This window comes from Streptomyces paradoxus (assembly GCF_014202475.1).
Classification (GTDB): Bacteria; Actinomycetota; Actinomycetes; order Streptomycetales; family Streptomycetaceae; genus Streptomyces; species Streptomyces paradoxus.
In genome coordinates, this window is sequence record NZ_JACHGV010000004.1 from 129,595 (window position 1) to 148,102 (window position 18,508).

The 18,508-nt window shown below is 68.0% G+C and carries 16 protein-coding genes and 1 tRNA gene; 10 read left to right on the forward strand and 7 right to left on the reverse strand.

The features are described 5' to 3' along the window. Window positions 1-40 precede the first annotated feature (40 nt). From rsmG to rpmH, 6 genes are all read right to left on the reverse strand, one after another. Window positions 41-757 (reverse strand): 16S rRNA (guanine(527)-N(7))-methyltransferase RsmG, encoded by a 717-nt coding sequence (gene rsmG / locus HNR57_RS15050; protein ID WP_033309899.1) that lies wholly within the window; start codon window positions 755-757, stop codon window positions 41-43. A gap of 125 nt (window positions 758-882) precedes the next feature. Further along, window positions 883-1,395 carry a Jag family protein gene (locus tag HNR57_RS15055; RefSeq protein ID WP_033309900.1) on the reverse strand — a complete coding sequence of 171 codons (513 nt, stop codon included), beginning with the start codon at window positions 1,393-1,395 and terminating at the stop codon, window positions 883-885. 15 nt (window positions 1,396-1,410) lie between these two features. Further along, entirely contained in the window at window positions 1,411-2,694 is a 1,284-nt protein-coding gene (yidC, locus tag HNR57_RS15060; RefSeq protein ID WP_184560520.1) for a membrane protein insertase YidC, read from the reverse strand. Between the two features lie 3 nt (window positions 2,695-2,697). Further along, window positions 2,698-3,072: a membrane protein insertion efficiency factor YidD gene (yidD, locus tag HNR57_RS15065; RefSeq protein ID WP_078625382.1), complete on the reverse strand. Its 375-nt coding sequence runs from the start codon at window positions 3,070-3,072 to the stop codon at window positions 2,698-2,700. Continuing rightward, entirely contained in the window at window positions 3,069-3,440 is a 372-nt protein-coding gene (gene rnpA, locus HNR57_RS15070; protein ID WP_078625383.1) for a ribonuclease P protein component, read from the reverse strand. Before rnpA ends, yidD begins: the two co-directional genes overlap by 4 nt. A 21-nt stretch (window positions 3,441-3,461) precedes the next feature. Beyond that, window positions 3,462-3,599 (reverse strand): 50S ribosomal protein L34, encoded by a 138-nt coding sequence (gene rpmH / locus HNR57_RS15075; RefSeq protein WP_003956500.1) that lies wholly within the window; start codon window positions 3,597-3,599, stop codon window positions 3,462-3,464. Window positions 3,600-3,973: 374 nt separating this feature from the next. Between rpmH and dnaA the strand changes: the two genes are divergently transcribed. The 10 genes from dnaA (at window position 3,974) to HNR57_RS15125 (ending at window position 17,604) form a co-directional block, all read left to right on the forward strand. Beyond that, window positions 3,974-6,058 carry a chromosomal replication initiator protein DnaA gene (gene dnaA, locus HNR57_RS15080; protein WP_184560521.1) on the forward strand — a complete coding sequence of 695 codons (2,085 nt, stop codon included), beginning with the start codon at window positions 3,974-3,976 and terminating at the stop codon, window positions 6,056-6,058. Between the two features lie 997 nt (window positions 6,059-7,055). After that, on the forward strand, window positions 7,056-8,186 hold the full coding sequence (gene dnaN / locus HNR57_RS15085) for a DNA polymerase III subunit beta (RefSeq protein WP_033309904.1): 1,131 nt from the start codon (window positions 7,056-7,058) through the stop codon (window positions 8,184-8,186). A gap of 197 nt (window positions 8,187-8,383) precedes the next feature. Then, on the forward strand, window positions 8,384-9,259 hold the full coding sequence (gene gnd / locus HNR57_RS15090; RefSeq protein ID WP_184560522.1) for a phosphogluconate dehydrogenase (NAD(+)-dependent, decarboxylating): 876 nt from the start codon (window positions 8,384-8,386) through the stop codon (window positions 9,257-9,259). A 70-nt stretch (window positions 9,260-9,329) separates the two neighbouring features. After that, window positions 9,330-10,451 carry a DNA replication/repair protein RecF gene (recF, locus tag HNR57_RS15095; RefSeq protein WP_184560523.1) on the forward strand — a complete coding sequence of 374 codons (1,122 nt, stop codon included), beginning with the start codon at window positions 9,330-9,332 and terminating at the stop codon, window positions 10,449-10,451. After that, window positions 10,448-11,002 (forward strand): DciA family protein, encoded by a 555-nt coding sequence (locus tag HNR57_RS15100; protein WP_184560524.1) that lies wholly within the window; start codon window positions 10,448-10,450, stop codon window positions 11,000-11,002. Before recF ends, HNR57_RS15100 begins: the two co-directional genes overlap by 4 nt. 432 nt (window positions 11,003-11,434) lie before the next feature. Further along, on the forward strand, window positions 11,435-13,495 hold the full coding sequence (gene gyrB, locus HNR57_RS15105; RefSeq protein ID WP_184560525.1) for a DNA topoisomerase (ATP-hydrolyzing) subunit B: 2,061 nt from the start codon (window positions 11,435-11,437) through the stop codon (window positions 13,493-13,495). Window positions 13,496-13,537: 42 nt separating this feature from the next. Beyond that, window positions 13,538-16,129 (forward strand): DNA gyrase subunit A, encoded by a 2,592-nt coding sequence (gyrA, locus tag HNR57_RS15110; RefSeq protein ID WP_184560526.1) that lies wholly within the window; start codon window positions 13,538-13,540, stop codon window positions 16,127-16,129. Window positions 16,130-16,148: 19 nt separating this feature from the next. Continuing rightward, window positions 16,149-16,955 carry a DUF3566 domain-containing protein gene (locus HNR57_RS15115; RefSeq protein ID WP_184560527.1) on the forward strand — a complete coding sequence of 269 codons (807 nt, stop codon included), beginning with the start codon at window positions 16,149-16,151 and terminating at the stop codon, window positions 16,953-16,955. A gap of 112 nt (window positions 16,956-17,067) precedes the next feature. Next, window positions 17,068-17,144, forward strand: a tRNA-Ile gene (locus HNR57_RS15120). Window positions 17,145-17,229: 85 nt separating this feature from the next. Next, window positions 17,230-17,604 carry a GNAT family N-acetyltransferase gene (locus tag HNR57_RS15125; RefSeq protein WP_246554633.1) on the forward strand — a complete coding sequence of 125 codons (375 nt, stop codon included), beginning with the start codon at window positions 17,230-17,232 and terminating at the stop codon, window positions 17,602-17,604. A 210-nt stretch (window positions 17,605-17,814) separates the two neighbouring features. On the opposite strand, the gene HNR57_RS15130 is transcribed toward HNR57_RS15125, so the two are convergent. Continuing rightward, complete coding sequence (locus tag HNR57_RS15130) at window positions 17,815-18,177, reverse strand: DUF6344 domain-containing protein (RefSeq protein WP_184560528.1); 363 nt, start codon at window positions 18,175-18,177, stop codon at window positions 17,815-17,817. Window positions 18,178-18,508 lie beyond the last annotated feature (331 nt).

The window sequence follows — 18,508 nt, forward strand, 5'->3', positions numbered from 1 at the left end:
AGTACCGGACGGCCGGATAGCGCCTGGAAGACGGATCGACTCAACGCCGTCGGCGCGTCCGCCCCGTGCGAGCCGCCTTGGCGCGCTTCGCGGCAAAGCGCACCCCGCCGGGGCTCTCCCCGACCTCGACCCGTACGACGGTGGACATCGGATCGACCACGCCCTCACCCACATGCAGGATGGATGTCTCCACCGCGCCCAGCTTGCTGAGCGCGGTCGACGCGCTCTTCAGCTCCTCCTCGGCGGTGTCACCCTTGAGCGCGAGCATCTCCCCGTACGGCCTCAGCAGCGGGATACCCCAGGTGGCGAGCCGGTCGAGCGGCGCGACGGCCCGGGCCGTCACCACGTGGACGGGCTGGATCTTCCCCATGACCTCTTCGGCCCGGCCGCGCATGACGGTCACATGGTCGAGGCCGAGCAGTTCCACGACCTCCGTGAGGAAGTTGGTGCGCCGCAGCAGCGGCTCCAGAAGCGTGATCTTCAGGTCGGTGCGGACCAGCGCCAGCGGAATGCCGGGAAGACCGGCACCGGAGCCGACATCGCACACCGTCACGCCGTCGGGCACGACCTCCGAGAGCACCGCGCAGTTCAGCAGGTGCCGCTCCCACAGGCGGGGCACCTCCCGCGGGCCGATGAGACCGCGCTTCACGCCCGCCTCGGCGAGCAGCTCGGCGTACCGCACCGCATCCGCGAAGCGATCACCGAACACCTCGCGCGCCTGCTCGGGCGCGGGGGGAAGCTCCGCTGCCTCCGTCACGGGGGACCGTCCTTCCGTACCGCGTCAGCGCACCCGGCGCCGACATCAGAACCACCAGAACTATCAGGCTGACAAAGTTCGGCCCCGCCTGCGCTACAGACGGGGCCGGAGAACGTAGGGGCCGATCAGGCAGGCAGCACGACGACGAAGCGCTGCGGCTCCTCGCCCTCGGACTCGCTGCGCAGACCCGCGGCCTTGACCGCGTCGTGCACGACCTTGCGCTCGAAGGGCGTCATCGGCTTCAGCTTGACGGCCTCACCGCTGCTCTTGGCCTCCGCGGCGGCCTTGGCGCCCAGCTCGGACAGCTCCGAGCGCTTCTGCGCCCGGTAGCCGGCGATGTCGAGCATCAGACGGCTGCGGTCACCGGTCTCCCGGTGCACGGCCAGACGAGTGAGCTCCTGGAGCGCCTCCAGCACCTCGCCGTCGCGGCCGACCAGCTTCTGCAGATCACGGCCGCCCGCGTCACTGATGATCGAGACGGAGGCGCGGTCGGCCTCGACGTCCATGTCGATATCGCCGTCGAGGTCGGCGATGTCGAGCAGACCCTCCAGGTAGTCCGCCGCGATCTCGCCCTCCTGCTCCAGGCGAGTCAGGGTGTCTGCACCCTCGGCAGCGGCGGAGGTGGTGCCTTCCGTCACGGGATGGACTCCTTCTTACTTCTTGGACGGGGACTTGGGCCGCTGCGGACCCTTGCGCTGTCCGGACTGGGCCTTGCTGCGGGTACCGCCGGCGGGCTTTGCGCCACCCTTCTTGGCGGCGGGCTTGGCGTCCTCGGGCTCGTCGGACTTGGTCAGCGACGTCTTCGGCTCGTTCTCACCCGCAGCCTTGGCACCGGCGGCTCCGCCGTGCTGACGCTGCGACTTGCTCTGCCGCTTGGGCTGCTGGCGCTTCGGGGCACCGGTGGCGGTGGTCGGCGTACCGTCCCCGGCGTCAACCGCGACCGCGGTGTCGCTCTTGATCACGGTGCCATCGGCCTGGGCGGCGAGGTTGGCCTTGCTCAGGCCGTTGATGAACTTGCGCTCGAACTCATTGCGGTCGCGGCCCTTGGCGACGATGGCCTTGACGATGGCCCGGTCGCGTCGCTTGCTGACCTTGTCGTGCTGCGTGACGTACTTGGTCAGGCGCTCCAGGTACTCGGCCTGAGCCTTGGAACCCGGAGTCGGGTTGTTGCGGATGACGTACATCTGCTGACCCATGGTCCACACGTTGGTGGTCAGCCAGTAGACGAGGACACCGACCGGGAAGTTGATGCCGAAGACGGCGAACATGACCGGGAAGACGTACATCAGCATCTTCTGCTGCTGCATGAACGGCGTCTTCACCGTGGTGTCGACGTTCTTCGTCATCAGCTGGCGCTGGGTGAAGAACTGCGACGCCGACATCAGGACGATCATGACGGCGGTGACCACACGCACATCGGTGAGCGAGGCACCGAGCGCTTCCACCTTCGACGAGCTGTCGGTGAACTTCACTGCCAGGGGCGCGCCGACGATGTGCGCCTTCTGCGCGCTCTGCAGCAGGTTCTCGTTGATCACACCGATGGTGTCGTTCGACGCGATGCTGTTGAGCACGTGGTACAGGGCGAAGAAGAACGGGGACTGCGCCAGGATGGGAAGGCACGAGGAGAGCGGGTTGGTGCCCGTCTCCTTGTACAGCTTCATCATCTCTTCGGACTGACGCTGCTTGTCGTTCTTGTAGCGCTCCTGGATCTTCTTCATCTCGGGCTGGAGCGTCTGCATCGCCCGGGTGGCCTTGATCTGCTTCACGAAGAGCGGGATCAGGCAGATACGGATCAGGATCACCAGGGACACGATCGACAGGCCCCAGGCCCACCCGGTGTCAGGGCCGAAGATGGCGCCGTACACCGTGTGGAACTGGACGATGACCCAGGAGACGGGTGTGGTGATGAAGCTGAAGAGGCTGGCAATCGTGTCCACTAATCATGCTCCTTGGGCATGGGACGGTGTCTCTGCGGCCGGGCTCGAAGGACTCGACGGACTTGTGGGAGAAGTCTGTCCCTCGGTGGCCGGTCCGGCGGCGGAGGGCCCGCCCTTGCGTGCACGCCACGCGTTACGCAGCATTTCGTGCCACCGCGGGCGCTTGCGCGGCGGGACATGGTCCACACCGCCCAGCGACCACGGATTGCACCGCAGGATGCGCCATGCCGTGAGTGCCGTTCCCTTGATGGCACCATGCCGGTCGATGGCCGTGTAGCCGTAGTGGGAACACGACGGGTAGTACTTGCAGACCGGCCCGAGCAGCGGACTGATCGTCCACTGGTAGAGCTTGATCAGAGCCAGCAGCGGGTACTTCATCGCGCGCCCCCTCCCAGCAACCGCTGGAGAGCGGCATCCAGGTCTCGGGCCAGCTGTGCATGGTCGGCGTCGCCCGATCCGGGCAGCGCTCGTACGACTACCAGGCTACCGGGGGGCAGCTGGGCGACTCGCTCGCGCATCAGGTGGCGAAGCCTGCGCTTCACTTTGTTGCGCACGACCGCGCCACCCACTGCTTTGCTCACGACGAAACCCGCACGCGTCGGGGGAGCGCTCTCCCCAGGCGCATGCGGGTCCGTGGCACCGCTTCGAAGGTGGACGACGAGGTGCGGGCGTCCTGCCCGACGGCCTCGCCGTACCGCGGTCGCGAAGTCCTCGCGCCGCCTCAGCCGGTTCTCGGTGGGCAGCACGACGTCATGACCTGATCGGAATCAGGCGGACAGACGGGCGCGACCCTTGCTACGGCGGGACGCGAGAATCGCGCGGCCGGCACGGGTGCGCATACGCAGCCGGAAGCCGTGGGTCTTCGCGCGACGACGGTTGTTCGGCTGGAAGGTGCGCTTGCTCACTCGGGGGCTCCAGAAAGAATCGGTGGTTGCGGGGTGCCGTCCTGGCTGTCACCGTGCGCCCACGAGTAGCTCGCAGTTACGCCCGAGTGCACCGCTGACCGATCACCCAAATGATCTGTGCCCATCGGAGGCAGGCGGCAGCAGCCATCGACAACTCGACCTGGTTACGGTACGCGCGGCTACGCCATCCGGTCAAACCAGGAGTCGTCGGGAGACACTTGTCCACAGGCTGGGGACAACAACTTGAACCCTACCGGCCGCCCTGACTACCGTGACGGAACTCCGATTCGTTCCCTTATCCCTGCCCCACCCGATTTACATCCCGAGCCGTCCCAGAACCACACGTTCGTGGGACCTGTGAGAGAGCGTGCCCTGTGGCTGACGTACCTGCCGATCTTGCCGCAGTGTGGCCACGCGTATTGGAGCAGCTCCTCGGGGAGGGCCGCGGTCAGGGAGTCGAAGGGAAGGACGAGCACTGGATCCGGCGCTGCCAGCCGCTCGCGCTGGTCGCGGACACCGCCCTGCTCGCCGTACCGAACGAGTTCGCGAAAGGCGTACTGGAGGGCCGGCTGGCGCCGGTCGTCAGCGAGACGCTGAGCCGCGAGTGCGGCCGTCCGATCCGGATCGCGATCACCGTCGACGACTCCGCGGGCGAACCTCCCACCGCGCCGGCGCCTCCTGCCCGCCCCCAGCCGCGCTACGAGGAGCCCGAGCTCCCGGCCGCCCGCAAGGACCGCGACGGCTACGACCGGCCGGAACGTGACGCATACGACCGTCCCGAGCGTGACGGATACGACCGCAAGGACCGCGACGGCTACGACCGGCCGGAACGTGACGGATATGACCGTCCCGACCGTGACGCCTATGACCGCAAGGACCGCCAGGACCGCCAGGACCGCGACGGGTACGAGGGATACGGCCGCCACCGCGCCGACCAGCTGCCCGGACCGGCCGCTGACCAGCTTCCGCCTACGCGCGCAGATCAACTTCCCACGGCCCGTCCCGCGTACCCGTCCGAGTACCAGCGCCCCGAGCCCGGCGCCTGGCCCCGGCCGTCTCAGCAGGACGAATACGGATGGCAGCAGCAGCGCCTCGGCTTCCCCGAGCGTGACCCGTACGCGTCACCCGGGCAGGACACGTACGGCTCACAGGACTCGTACACCCCGCAGGACTCCTACGGGTCCTCCTCGCAGGACTACCGCCCGCAGCCCATGGAGCGCCCCTCCTACGAGCAGCCGCGCTCCGAATACGAGGCGCCACGCCCCGACTACGACCAGCGCGATCCGGTGCGCCGGGAACTGCCCGAGCCGCCGGCCGGCTCCGGGCACGTGCACCGGGGCGGACCCGTCGGCCCGAACCTGCCCACGACGGGTGCGCCCGGGCCGCTGGCCGCGCAGCCCGCGCCGGCGACCGGCCCGGGGGAGCCCACCGCACGTCTGAACCCCAAGTACCTCTTCGACACGTTCGTGATCGGCGCCTCCAACCGCTTCGCGCACGCGGCCGCGGTCGCTGTGGCCGAGGCACCGGCGAAGGCGTACAACCCCTTGTTCATCTACGGGGAGTCCGGGCTCGGCAAGACGCACCTGCTGCACGCGATCGGGCACTACGCACGCAGCCTCTACCCGGGCACGCGGGTGCGGTACGTGAGCTCGGAGGAGTTCACCAACGAGTTCATCAACTCCATCCGCGACGGCAAGGGCGACAGCTTCCGCAAGCGGTACCGCGAGATGGACATCCTGCTCGTCGACGACATCCAGTTCCTGGCGGACAAGGAGTCGACGCAGGAGGAGTTCTTCCACACCTTCAACACGCTCCACAACGCCAACAAGCAGATCGTGCTGTCCTCCGACCGGCCGCCGAAGCAGCTGGTGACACTGGAGGACCGACTGCGGAACCGTTTCGAGTGGGGTCTGATCACGGACGTCCAGCCGCCCGAGCTGGAGACGCGGATCGCGATCCTCCGCAAGAAGGCGGTGCAGGAGCAGCTGAACGCTCCGCCCGAGGTGCTGGAGTTCATCGCGTCCCGGATCTCGCGCAACATCCGCGAGCTGGAAGGCGCGCTCATCCGGGTCACGGCGTTCGCGTCGCTCAACCGGCAGCCGGTGGATCTGGGCCTGACGGAGATCGTCCTCAAGGACCTCATCCCGGGCGGCGACGACTCGGCTCCCGAGATCACCTCGACGGCCATCATGGGCGCGACGGCGGACTACTTCGGACTGACCGTCGAGGACCTGTGCGGCACCTCGCGCGGCCGGGCTCTCGTCACCGCCCGGCAGATCGCCATGTACCTGTGCCGTGAGCTGACGGACCTGTCGTTGCCGAAGATCGGCGCGCTGTTCGGCGGCCGCGACCACACCACGGTGATGCACGCGGACCGCAAGATCCGCAACCTGATGGCCGAGCGCCGCTCCATCTACAACCAGGTCACCGAGCTGACCAACCGCATCAAGAACGGCTGACAGCGACGGCCGTCCGCCGCTGAGGGCGCCCCTGAGGCTTCGGGGGCGCCCTTTTTCCTTCACAGAAGCCCCTGGTGCGGCACAGGCAGGCTCAGCGGCCCCCTCCCTGCGGCCTCCCGAGCCTTCGGCGAGCCCTCATCGAGCCCTTCCAAGCCCCTCCGGACCCTGCTGGTGCGGATGTCTGCGCCCATCCCCAGGCACCTGATCGCAACCCGCTGTTCGAATAGTCGCCGGGTTACGGCCTCCCTCCACAGATTCGGGGACTTTCTGCCGTCCACATCCTGGGGACCGGGGAGTTGTCCAGATCGTGTCCACAGCAGCCCCTGTTGAAAGACCATCAGACCAGCTCAGGTGCTTGTGGATTCGTGGACGAAGGATCTCCACAGACTGTGGACGACGGGGTGATCCACAGGCTGTGCACCAAGTTGTCCACCGGCTACCCACAGGCTGGGGGCGGTTGTCCCCAGCGAACGGTCGCTTCTCCACATGCCTGTCCACTGTTCGGCAACGCGACGCGCCTCCTCACCGGGTCGAGTGAAAGGCGTCACACAAAGGTGCCGGGTTGGGCTGTGGGAAAGGTGGGTAAAGCTGGGGACAGCGCTGGGGAGAACTCGCCTCACCCTGTGCACGGCGTGTGCAGAACTTTCTGTTCTCCACAGATACGCCCGGTTGTCCACCGCCTCCACCCACAGGACCCGTGGACAAAATTCCTGCCCTGAGCTGGGCAAACGAGGTTATCCACGGTATCCACAGCCCCTACTACTACTCCCGACTAGAGAGAGCTGGGAATCCGTTTCGAAGGGGGCCCTGTGCACAACTCGCTCTTCGGTGCCCGGCTGCCCCTCGTCACGACTTGACCCCGAGAGGCACCTACTGTCAGTGCGGTGCGTCAGACTGGTCCCCGGTGTCCTCCCCGTCACAGGGACCGTCGACACCGAGACAGACGACGAGGGCCAGGCAGAGCGAGAAGCGCCGGCAACAGCAGGAGGCGGCAACAGTGAAGATCCGGGTGGAACGCGACGTACTCGCGGAGGCAGTGGCCTGGGCGGCACGCAGCCTCCCGGCCCGTCCGCCGGCGCCTGTCCTCGCCGGCCTGCTGCTGAAGGCCGAGGAGGGCCAGCTGAGCCTCTCCAGCTTCGACTACGAGGTCTCCGCGCGGGTGTCGGTCGAGGCCGAGGTCGACGAGGAGGGCACGGTCCTGGTCTCCGGCCGCCTGCTCGCGGACATCTGCCGCGCGCTCCCCAACCGGCCGGTGGAGATTTCCACAGACGGTGTACGGGCGACCGTGGTCTGCGGCTCGTCCCGGTTCACACTCCACACCTTGCCTGTGGAGGAGTACCCGGCCCTCCCGCAGATGCCGAACGCCACGGGCACGGTCCCCGGTGAGGTCTTCGCCTCCGCCGCCTCCCAGGTCGCCATCGCGGCCGGCCGTGACGACACGCTGCCGGTCCTGACGGGTGTCCGCATCGAGATCGAGGGCGACACCGTCACGCTGGCGTCCACTGACCGCTACCGCTTCGCGGTCCGCGAGTTCCTGTGGAAGCCGGAGAACCCGGAGGCGTCCGCGGTCGCCCTGGTGCCCGCCAAGACGCTCCTGGACACCGCCAAGGCTCTGACCAGCGGCGACCAGGTGATCCTGGCGCTGTCCGGCTCGGGCTCCGGTGAGGGCCTGATCGGCTTCGAGGGCGCCGGCCGCCGTACGACGACCCGCCTGCTGGAGGGCGACCTCCCGAAGTACCGCACGCTGTTCCCGACGGAGTTCAACAGCGTCGCCGTCATCGAGACCGCCCCCTTCGTGGAGGCCGTCAAGCGTGTGGCCCTGGTCGCCGAGCGCAACACCCCGGTGCGGCTCAGCTTCGAGCAGGGCGTGCTCATCCTGGAGGCGGGCTCCAGTGACGACGCACAGGCTGTGGAAAGGGTGGACGCCCAGCTCGAGGGCGACGACATCTCGATCGCCTTCAACCCCACGTTCCTGCTGGACGGCCTGAGCGCCATCGACTCCCCGGTGGCCCAGCTGTCGTTCACGACGTCCACCAAGCCCGCCCTGCTCAGCGGCAAGCCCGCGCTGGACGCCGAGGCGGACGACGCCTACAAGTACCTGATCATGCCGGTGCGCCTCAGCGGCTGAGCCCGCGCGAGGCAGCGGGCAGCGTCGGCGGCTGTCCACAGGCTGAGGGCAAACCTGCAGGTGAGGGCGTACGACTGAGCGCGTATGCCCACAGATGTGCGCGAGCGTCCGGGTTTAGGCTCGGACGCGGGTACGAAAGTGCCTCGCGGTACGCACGTGCCGCCACGCCACGTCGCAGAACCTAAGGAACACAACTGATGGAGCTCGGTCTCGTCGGCCTCGGCAAGATGGGCGGCAACATGCGCGAGCGGATCCGCCGCGCAGGTCACACCGTCCTCGGATACGACCGCAACCCGGACCTCGCCGATGTCCACAGCCTGGAAGAGCTTGTGGGCAAGCTCAGCGGCCCGCGCGTGATCTGGGTGATGGTCCCGGCCGGTGAGGCCACGCAGACCACGATCGACCAGCTTGCCGAGCTCCTGGAGCCCGGCGACGTCGTCGTGGACGGCGGCAACTCGCGCTGGACCGACGACGTGAAGCACGCCGAGGAGCTGGCGGCCAAGGGCATCGGCTTCGTCGACTGCGGTGTCTCCGGCGGCGTCTGGGGCCTGCAGAACGGCTACGCGCTGATGTACGGCGGCGACAAGGAGCACGTCGCCAAGGTGCAGCCGGTCTTCGACGCTCTCAAGCCGGAGGGTGACTCCGGCTCGGTGCACGCCGGCAAGGTCGGCGCGGGCCACTTCGCGAAGATGGTCCACAACGGCATCGAGTACGCGATGATGCAGGCCTACGCCGAGGGCTGGGAGCTCCTGGAGAAGGTCGACTCCGTGACCGACGTCCGGGAGGTCTTCCGCTCCTGGCAGGAGGGCACGGTCATCCGCTCCTGGCTGCTCGACCTGGCGGTCAACGCGCTCGACGAGGACGAGCACCTGGACGAGCTCCGGGGTTATGCACAGGACTCCGGCGAGGGACGCTGGACGGTGGAGGCCGCCATCGACAACGCGGTGCCGCTGCCGGCGATCACCGCGTCGCTGTTCGCGCGGTTCGCCTCCCGTCAGGAGGACTCGCCCCAGATGAAGATGATCGCGGCGCTGCGGAACCAGTTCGGCGGCCACGCGGTCGAGAAGAAGTAGTCCAGCCGAGAAGTAGTCCACAGGACCGCACCGCAGTCCACGAACGCCCGGGGAGGTCGGCGAAACGACCATGCACGTCACGCATCTGTCGCTGGCCGACTTCCGTTCGTACCCCCGGGTCGAGGTCCCGCTCGACCCCGGGGTGACGGCCTTCGTCGGGCCGAACGGGCAGGGCAAGACCAACCTCGTGGAAGCCGTCGGTTATCTGGCCACCCTCGGCAGCCACCGGGTCTCCTCCGACGCGCCCCTGGTCCGCATGGGCGCCGAGCGCGCGATCATCCGGGCGCAGGTCCGGCAGGGTGAGCGGCAGCAGCTGGTCGAGCTGGAGCTGAACCCGGGGCGTGCCAACCGGGCCCGGATCAACAGGTCCTCGCAGGTCAGGCCCCGGGATGTGCTGGGGATCGTGCGGACGGTGCTGTTCGCTCCGGAGGATCTCGCGCTGGTCAAGGGCGATCCCGGTGAGCGGCGTCGTTTCCTCGACGAGCTGATCACCGCGCGCTCTCCGCGCATGGCCGGGGTGCGTTCCGACTACGACCGGGTCCTCAAGCAGCGCAACACCCTGCTGAAGTCGGCCGCGCTGGCCCGCCGGCACGGCGGTCGCAGCATGGACATGTCCACTCTCGACGTGTGGGACCAGCATCTCGCGCGCGCGGGCGCCGAGTTGCTCGCCCAGCGTCTGGACCTGATCGCCACGATCCAGCCGCTGGCCGACAAGGCCTATGAGCAACTCGCGCCCGGCGGCGGCCCGGTCGCGCTGGAGTACAAGCCGTCCGCGCCGGGTGATGCGCACACCCGTGAGGACCTCTTCGAGCAGTTGACGGCCGCGCTCGCGGAGGCACGCAAGCAGGAGATCGAGCGTGGTGTCACCCTGATCGGCCCGCACCGGGACGACCTGGTGCTCAAGCTAGGTCAGCTTCCCGCCAAGGGCTACGCCTCGCACGGCGAGTCCTGGTCCTACGCGCTGGCGCTGCGTCTGGCCTCGTACGACCTCCTCCGGGCGGAGGGCAACGAGCCGGTGCTGGTGCTCGACGACGTCTTCGCCGAGCTGGACACCCGCCGCCGTGAGCGTCTCGCCGAGCTGGTCGCGCCGGGCGAGCAGGTTCTGGTGACGGCGGCGGTCGACGACGACGTACCGCATGTGCTGTCCGGGACGCGGTTCGCCGTGTCCGAGGGGACGGTGGAGCGCGTATGACGGAGAACACATCCGGCGGCGCCCCCGAGCCTCCCAAGTCCCCCAGGTCTCCCGAGCCTTCCGGCGTCGATCTCGCGCGCGTGGCGTTGCGCGCCGCGAAGGACGCCGCCCGCGCGCGTGGGGACGCGGCGCAGCAGAAGAAGCAGGCGCGCCGCGGTGGTCTGCGCTCCGGGGCGCGCGCCGACGGGCGCGATCCCATGGCGCTCGGCTCCGCGATCAACCGGCTGATCACCGAGCGCGGCTGGGAGGCGCCGGCCGCGGTGGGCGGTGTGATGGGCCGCTGGCCGCAGATCGTCGGTGAGGACGTGGCCAAGCACTGTGTGCCGGAGAGGTACGACGAGGACGAGCGGGTCCTGACGGTGCGCTGCGACTCGACGGCCTGGGCGACGAACCTCCGGCTGCTCGCGCCCACGCTGGTCGCGCGCCTCAACGAGGACCTTGGTCACGGCACGGTGAAGCTGATCAAGGTGCAGGGCCCCGGCGGCCCCGCGCGCCGCTACGGGCCGCTGCGCGCCCCCGGCAGCACCGGTCCGGGCGATACTTACGGCTGATCGGCACCGGTTTCCCACCCGTCGACAGCACGTGACCGACTTCACATCGATGGCTCCCGTCCGCCGTTTCGGAGGGCCGGCGGTGCTCCCGTCGTGTGCCCGCACACGGTTGCGAATCGCGACCTGACTCCGAAGTAGCCAAGGGTTGACGGTCGGAAGCGCTGAGTGCCTCCGTGAGCCTCTTGGAGCCCCCATCCGTATATCGGGAGTAGGACGAGACCCGTCGAGGGCGGCACATGCGGACTCAGGTACCGGCAAACCCCCATCAGTGTCAGTGCTACCGGTAGACTGGAAGCAATCCCGCCCCACTCGCTGGGGACCGTCCGGGAAAAGCTGAGCAACGCTGATCAAGGCTTACCAACGCAACATGCCGCAGCCGCTCCGGCAACCCGCCGACGAGCCTGGCTCGTGCTGTGCCAGAAAGGGCGCTTCGTGGCCGATTCCGGCAACCCCAACGAGAACATCCCGTCCACCGACGAAGGCGTGAGCAGCGAGGCGATCACCTCCAACAGCGAGGTCACCGCCTCGTACGACGCCAGTGCCATCACCGTCCTCGAGGGTCTGGACGCGGTCCGCAAGCGACCCGGCATGTACATCGGCTCGACCGGTGAGCGCGGTCTGCACCACCTCGTGTACGAGGTCGTCGACAACTCCGTCGACGAGGCGCTGGCCGGGCACGCGGACACGATCCAGGTGACGATCCTCGCCGACGGCGGTGTCCGCGTCGTCGACAACGGCCGTGGCATCCCGGTGGGCATCGTCCCGTCCGAGGGCAAGCCGGCCGTCGAGGTCGTGCTGACCGTGCTCCACGCGGGCGGCAAGTTCGGCGGCGGCGGCTACGCGGTCTCCGGTGGTCTGCACGGCGTCGGTGTCTCGGTCGTGAACGCCCTGTCCAGCAAGGTCTCCGTCGAGGTGAAGACCGACGGCCACCGCTGGACGCAGGACTACAAGATGGGCGTCCCGACGGCCCCGCTCGCCCAGCACGAGGCCACGGACGAGACCGGCACCTCGGTCACCTTCTGGGCCGACGGCGACATCTTCGAGACCACCGACTACTCCTTCGAGACGCTCTCGCGGCGCTTCCAGGAGATGGCGTTCCTCAACAAGGGCCTGCGCATCAACCTCACCGACGAGCGCGAGTCGGCGAAGGCCACGGCCGGCGCCGACGAGGCCGGTGCGGACGAGAAGGACGAGGTCAAGGCCGTCTCGTACTACTACGAGGGCGGCATCGTCGACTTCGTGAAGTACCTCAACTCCCGCAAGGGCGAGGCGGTCCACCCGACCGTCATCGACCTGGAGGCCGAGGACAAGGACAGGCAGCTGTCCCTCGAGATCGCCATGCAGTGGAACGGCGGCTACACCGAGGGCGTGTACTCCTTCGCGAACATCATCCACACCCACGAGGGCGGTACGCACGAAGAGGGCTTCCGGGCAGCGCTGACCTCGCTGATCAACAAGTACGCGCGCGACAAGAGGCTGCTGCGGGAGAAGGACGACAACCTCACGGGCGACGACATCCGCGAGGGTCTGACGGCGATCATCTCGGTCAAGCTGAGCGAGCCGCAGTTCGAGGGCCAGACGAAGACCAAGCTGGGCAACACCGAGGCCAAGACGTTCGTCCAGAAGGTCGTCTACGAGCACCTCGCGGACTGGCTGGACCGCAACCCGAACGAGGCCGCGGACATCATCCGCAAGGGCATCCAGGCGGCCACCGCGCGCGTGGCGGCCCGCAAGGCCCGTGACCTGACCCGCCGCAAGGGCCTGCTGGAGACCGCGTCCCTGCCGGGCAAGCTCTCCGACTGCCAGTCGAACGACCCCACCAAGTGCGAGATCTTCATCGTCGAGGGTGACTCCGCCGGCGGCTCGGCCAAGTCCGGCCGCAACCCGCAGTACCAGGCGATCCTCCCGATCCGCGGCAAGATCCTGAATGTCGAGAAGGCGCGGATCGACAAGATCCTTCAGAACCAGGAGATCCAGGCGCTGATCTCGGCCTTCGGCACCGGAGTCCACGAGGACTTCGACATCGAGAAGCTCCGCTATCACAAGATCATCCTGATGGCGGACGCCGACGTCGACGGCCAGCACATCAACACCCTGCTGCTGACCTTCCTGTTCCGCTTCATGCGGCCCCTGGTCGAGGCCGGGCACGTGTACCTCTCCCGCCCGCCGCTCTACAAGATCAAGTGGGGCAAGGACGACTTCGAGTACGCGTACTCCGACCGCGAGCGTGACGCCCTGATCGAGATGGGCCGCAACGCCGGCAAGCGCATCAAGGACGACTCCGTGCAGCGCTTCAAGGGTCTCGGTGAGATGAACGCCGAGGAACTGCGCGTCACGACCATGGACCAGGAGCACCGCGTCCTCGGTCAGGTCACCCTCGACGACGCCGCCCAGGCCGACGACCTGTTCTCGGTCCTCATGGGCGAGGACGTCGAGGCCCGCCGCGCGTTCATCCAGCGCAACGCCAAGGACGTCCGCTTCCTCGACATCTGAGTCGGTCTCAGCTGACCGCACCAGGAAGGATCTTCACCAGCAATGACCGACGAGAACACTCCCGTGACGACGCCCGAGGGTGACGCCCTGGCCATGCGCGTCGAGCCCGTCGGGCTCGAGACGGAGATGCAGCGCTCGTACCTCGACTACGCGATGTCCGTCATCGTCTCGCGTGCGCTGCCTGACGTCCGTGACGGCCTCAAGCCCGTCCACCGCCGTGTCCTGTACGCCATGTACGACGGCGGCTACCGCCCCGAGCGCGGCTTCTACAAGTGCGCCCGCGTCGTCGGCGACGTCATGGGCAACTACCACCCGCACGGCGACTCCTCCATCTACGACGCGCTGGTGCGCCTGGCCCAGCCGTGGTCGATGCGCATGCCGCTCGTCGACTCCAACGGCAACTTCGGCTCCCCGGGCAACGACCCGGCCGCGGCCATGCGGTACACCGAGTGCAAGATGGCGCCGCTGTCGATGGAGATGGTCCGTGACATCGACGAGGAGACCGTCGACTTCACGGACAACTACGACGGCCGCTCCCAGGAGCCGACCGTCCTGCCGGCCCGCTTCCCGAACCTGCTGATCAACGGTTCGGCCGGTATCGCGGTCGGTATGGCGACCAACATCCCGCCGCACAACCTGCGCGAGGTCGCCGCCGGCGCCCAGTGGTACCTGGAGAACCCCGAGGCCTCGCACGAGGAGCTGCTGGACGCCCTCATCGAGCGCATCAAGGGCCCGGACTTCCCGACCGGCGCGCTCGTCGTCGGCCGCAGGGGCATCGAGGAGGCGTACCGCACCGGCCGCGGCTCCATCACCATGCGCGCGGTCGTCGAGGTCGAGGAGATCCAGAACCGCCAGTGCCTGGTGGTCACGGAGCTGCCGTACCAGGTCAACCCGGACAACCTGGCCCAGAAGATCGCCGACCTGGTCAAGGACGGCAAGATCGGCGGCATCGCCGACGTCCGTGACGAGACGTCGTCGCGTACCGGCCAGCGCCTGGTCATCGTGCTGAAGCGGGACGCGGTCGCCAAGGTCGTGCTGAACAACCTCTACAAGCACACCGACCTGCAGACGAACTTCGGCGCCAACATGCTGGCGCTCGTGGACGGCGTGCCGCGCACGCTCTCGCTGGACGCGTTCATCCGCCACTGGGTGACGCACCAGATCGAGGTCATCGTCCGCCGGACGCGCTTCCGGCTGCGCAAGGCCGAGGAGCGGGCGCACATCCTGCGCGGCCTGCTGAAGGCCCTGGACGCCATCGACGAGGTCATCGCGCTGATCCGGCGCAGCGACACCGTCGAGATCGCCCGCGGCGGCCTGATGAGCCTGCTGGAGATCGACGAGATCCAGGCCAACGCCATCCTCGAGATGCAGCTGCGCCGACTGGCCGCCCTGGAGCGACAGAAGATCGTCCAGGAGCACGACGAACTCCAGGCGAAGATCAACGAGTACAACGAGATCCTCGCGTCCCCGGTCCGCCAGCGCGGCATCGTCAGCGCCGAGCTGGCCGCGATCGTCGAGAAGTTCGGCGACGACCGCAAGACGACACTGATCCCCTACGAGGGCGACATGTCCATCGAGGACCTGATCGCCGAGGAGGACATCGTCGTCACGGTCACCCGCGGCGGCTACATCAAGCGCACCAAGACCGACGACTACCGCGCCCAGAAGCGCGGCGGCAAGGGCGTGCGCGGCACGAAGCTCAAGGAAGACGACATCGTCGACCACTTCTTCGTGTCCACGACGCACCACTGGCTGCTGTTCTTCACCAACAAGGGCCGCGTCTACCGCGTCAAGGGCTACGAGCTGCCGGACGCCGGCCGGGACGCGCGGGGTCAGCACGTCGCGAACCTGCTCGCCTTCCAGCCGGACGAGGCGATCGCCGAGATCCTGGCGATCCGCGACTACGAGGCGGTTCCCTACCTCGTGCTCGCCACCAAGGCCGGACTTGTGAAGAAGACGCCTCTGAAGGATTACGATTCGCCCCGTTCCGGCGGTGTGATCGCGATCAACCTCCGGTCGATGGAGGACGGGTCGGACGATGAACTGATCGGAGCCGAGCTGGTCTCGGCAGACGACGATCTGCTTCTGATCAGCAAGAAGGCGCAGTCGATCAGGTTCACCGCCTCGGACGACACCCTGCGGCCCATGGGCCGTGCCACCTCGGGTGTCAAGGGCATGAGCTTCCGCGAGGGTGACGAGCTGCTCTCGATGAATGTTGTTCGACCCGGTACGTTCGTGTTCACTGCCACAGACGGCGGGTACGCGAAGCGGACCGCCGTCGACGAGTACCGCGTCCAGGGTCGCGGCGGCCTCGGCATCAAGGCTGCCAAGATCGTCGAGGACCGTGGGTCCCTCGTCGGCGCGCTGGTGGTCGAGGAGACCGACGAGATCCTCGCCATCACGCTGTCGGGCGGTGTGATTCGTACGCGAGTCAACGAGATCAGGGAAACCGGCCGTGACACCATGGGCGTCCAACTGATCAATTTGGGCAAGCGCGATGCCGTCGTGGGCATCGCTCGCAACGCCGAGGCGGGACGCGAGGCGGAGGAGGTCGACGGCGACGTGGTCGTCGACGAGTCCGCCGAGGGTGCCGTCACCGGCACGGACGAGGGTGAGGCGCCCTCGGCCGAGTAGGGACGAGGAGTGAGTCAGCGTGAGCGGAGCCACGGGCGCCGGACCGGCCGGTACCTCAAGGGGTACGGAAGCGGACGACGGCGGTCGTGGCTCCGCCGCGCGTGCGGCGGACCCGCACACGACCAACCTGAAGGCGATCAAGTCCCCGACCAAGGACGCGCCGTCGCCTGACTCGCATGAATCACAGGGGGGAACTGTGACGGACACCCGAGGTCCGAAAACCAAGCAGCCCAAGGCCGGCACGGGCGCGTCCGCCTCCGGCGCGCAGCCGCAGCCGGCCGCGCAGGAGCCGGGCACGGCCTCGCCGCTGCCCGGGGAACGGCAGACGCAGCAGCAGGCCGGGCCGTACCACCCGCCGCAGGCCTACCCGGCGCAGCAGGCGGCGGCCGCGGGGGGAGCGGGCGCCGCGACCAGTGCCGTACGGCGTCCCCGCACGGGGGCCAGCACCACGCCGCGGGTCCGCAAGGCGCGGCTGCGGGTGGCCAAGGCCGACCCGTGGTCGGTGATGAAGGTCAGCTTCCTGCTCTCCATCGCCCTGGGCATCTGCACGATCGTCGCGGCCGCCGTCCTGTGGATGGTCATGGACGCGATGGGCGTCTTCTCGTCGGTCGGCGGCACGATCTCCGAGGCCACCGGCTCGAACGAGTCCAACGGCTTCGACCTGCAGGCCTTCCTGTCGCTGCCCAACGTCCTGCTGTTCACGTCGGTCATCGCGGTCATCGACGTCGTCCTGGCGACGGCCCTCGCGACCCTGGGCGCGTTCATCTACAACCTGTCCGCGGGCTTCGTGGGCGGCGTCGAGCTGACCCTCGCCGAGGACGAGTGACGTCACCGGTGCCGCTGTCCTGACGTAGTCCCGACAACCGATTTTGGGACTGCCCATGTCGTGCGCTAATCTTCAGGAGTCAGCGCGCGGGAGACACCCCGCAGAGCGCGGCGGGGCTATAGCTCAGTTGGTTAGAGCGCATCCCTGATAAGGATGAGGCCACAGGTTCAAATCCTGTTAGCCCCACCAGCGAAAAGACCCCCAGTCGATACCGGCTGGGGGTCTTTGACATGCATGGCTTACTGGGCCGTGCACGTAGGCCACACTCTGCGACATGGCGCATGACCACTCGGACGCCACAGTGAGCGTCGGGCACCGCGATGCGGAGCTCAACGAGCGTTTGTCCAGTGGGCTGGACGAGGTCAACTTTCCCGCAACCGGGACCACTGCCGCCGACCAGGGCGCACTGTCGGTGAAGGCCGTTGATGACACCGGGGAACTGCTCGGGGGCCTGTCCGCCTGGACATGGGGCGGGCTGCTCGGCATCGAGATGCTCTGGGTCCGGGAGGACAGCCGCAGGGACGGCTGGGGAGGCAAACTCCTGCTGGCCGCGGAGGAGGAGGCACGGCTGCGTGGCTGCGATCGTGCCTGCGTGTCGTCGTTCACCTTCCAGGCCCCGGCGTTCTACCAGCGCCACGGATACATCTAGACCGGCAGAACCCTGGGGTTCCCCGGTGGTGCCGAGGATGTCCACATGTACAAGAAGCTGTCGTAATTTCCTGCATGACCCCGAGAGCCGCCGCACGAGCGACCGGCGCGCGGTTGCGGCGGTGGCTGGGCCGGGACATGCGTAAGCCCGGCCGCTCTGCCGAGCTGCCGGGCTGTGTACGCAGGATCGCCGGGGCGTTGTTCCGGGGGTTCAGCGCTGGAGGGGCGTGAGATGGTCCGCTTCCGCGTCGGGGTCCTCGTCGGTGCAGTCGGGGACGGGGGCGGCCTGTGTGTCCGCGGGCGAGCGGTGCCGGCAGCGGGGGGTCTTGCCGTGCGCCTCGGCGCGGATGCGCTGCTTCATCGTGGGGGGCAGGGCCCTGGGTGAGGACCAGGGGAACGTCGCCGGTGCCGCCGTCCGCTGCTGCGGGATGCTCGCGCCGTTGCTGTTGCTCTTCTGCTCGGTCTGCGGTACGGCCGCGGCGGCGGTCGTGGTGATCAGGCCGAGCGCCGTGCAGAGCGCGAGGAAGGCGGTGACGATGGCGGTCCACAGGTTCATGACCTTGTTGCGGGCCATAACCCCTCACTTTCGGGTTGGGCGATTTGCGTACTTCCCTCATGATGTGTATGGGGGTCGAGAAGTGGGGGATCTCCGCCCGTGGCGCGTCGATGTTCAGATGAACACCACCCGGATGGGTGCAAAGAGGTCGAAAAGGTGAAGAAAAGGGCGAAGTGAGGTCAAAGTAACCGTCCGTCGGGGTGTGATCACCCTCCGATCGGAGCGGTGAACTCCGCTTCTATCCCGGTTCCCGGGATGGGAGTTGAGGGCCGACTCAGGTCACCGATCGGTATCGGTCGGTGTGTATAGTCGGGCGGCAGAGGTCCCCTACGTCAACGAAAGACGAGGT

Coding starts and splice junctions, on each gene's coding strand:
- gnd (WP_184560522.1), top strand. CDS start 8,384: ATGGAGCTCGGTCTCGTCGGCCTCGGCAAGATGGGCGGCAACATGCGC.
- recF (WP_184560523.1), top strand. CDS start 9,330: ATGCACGTCACGCATCTGTCGCTGGCCGACTTCCGTTCGTACCCCCGG.
- yidD (WP_078625382.1), bottom strand. CDS start 3,072: ATGAAGTACCCGCTGCTGGCTCTGATCAAGCTCTACCAGTGGACGATC.
- HNR57_RS15125 (WP_246554633.1), top strand. CDS start 17,230: ATGGCGCATGACCACTCGGACGCCACAGTGAGCGTCGGGCACCGCGAT.
- gyrA (WP_184560526.1), top strand. CDS start 13,538: ATGACCGACGAGAACACTCCCGTGACGACGCCCGAGGGTGACGCCCTG.
- HNR57_RS15100 (WP_184560524.1), top strand. CDS start 10,448: ATGACGGAGAACACATCCGGCGGCGCCCCCGAGCCTCCCAAGTCCCCC.
- HNR57_RS15130 (WP_184560528.1), bottom strand. CDS start 18,177: ATGGCCCGCAACAAGGTCATGAACCTGTGGACCGCCATCGTCACCGCC.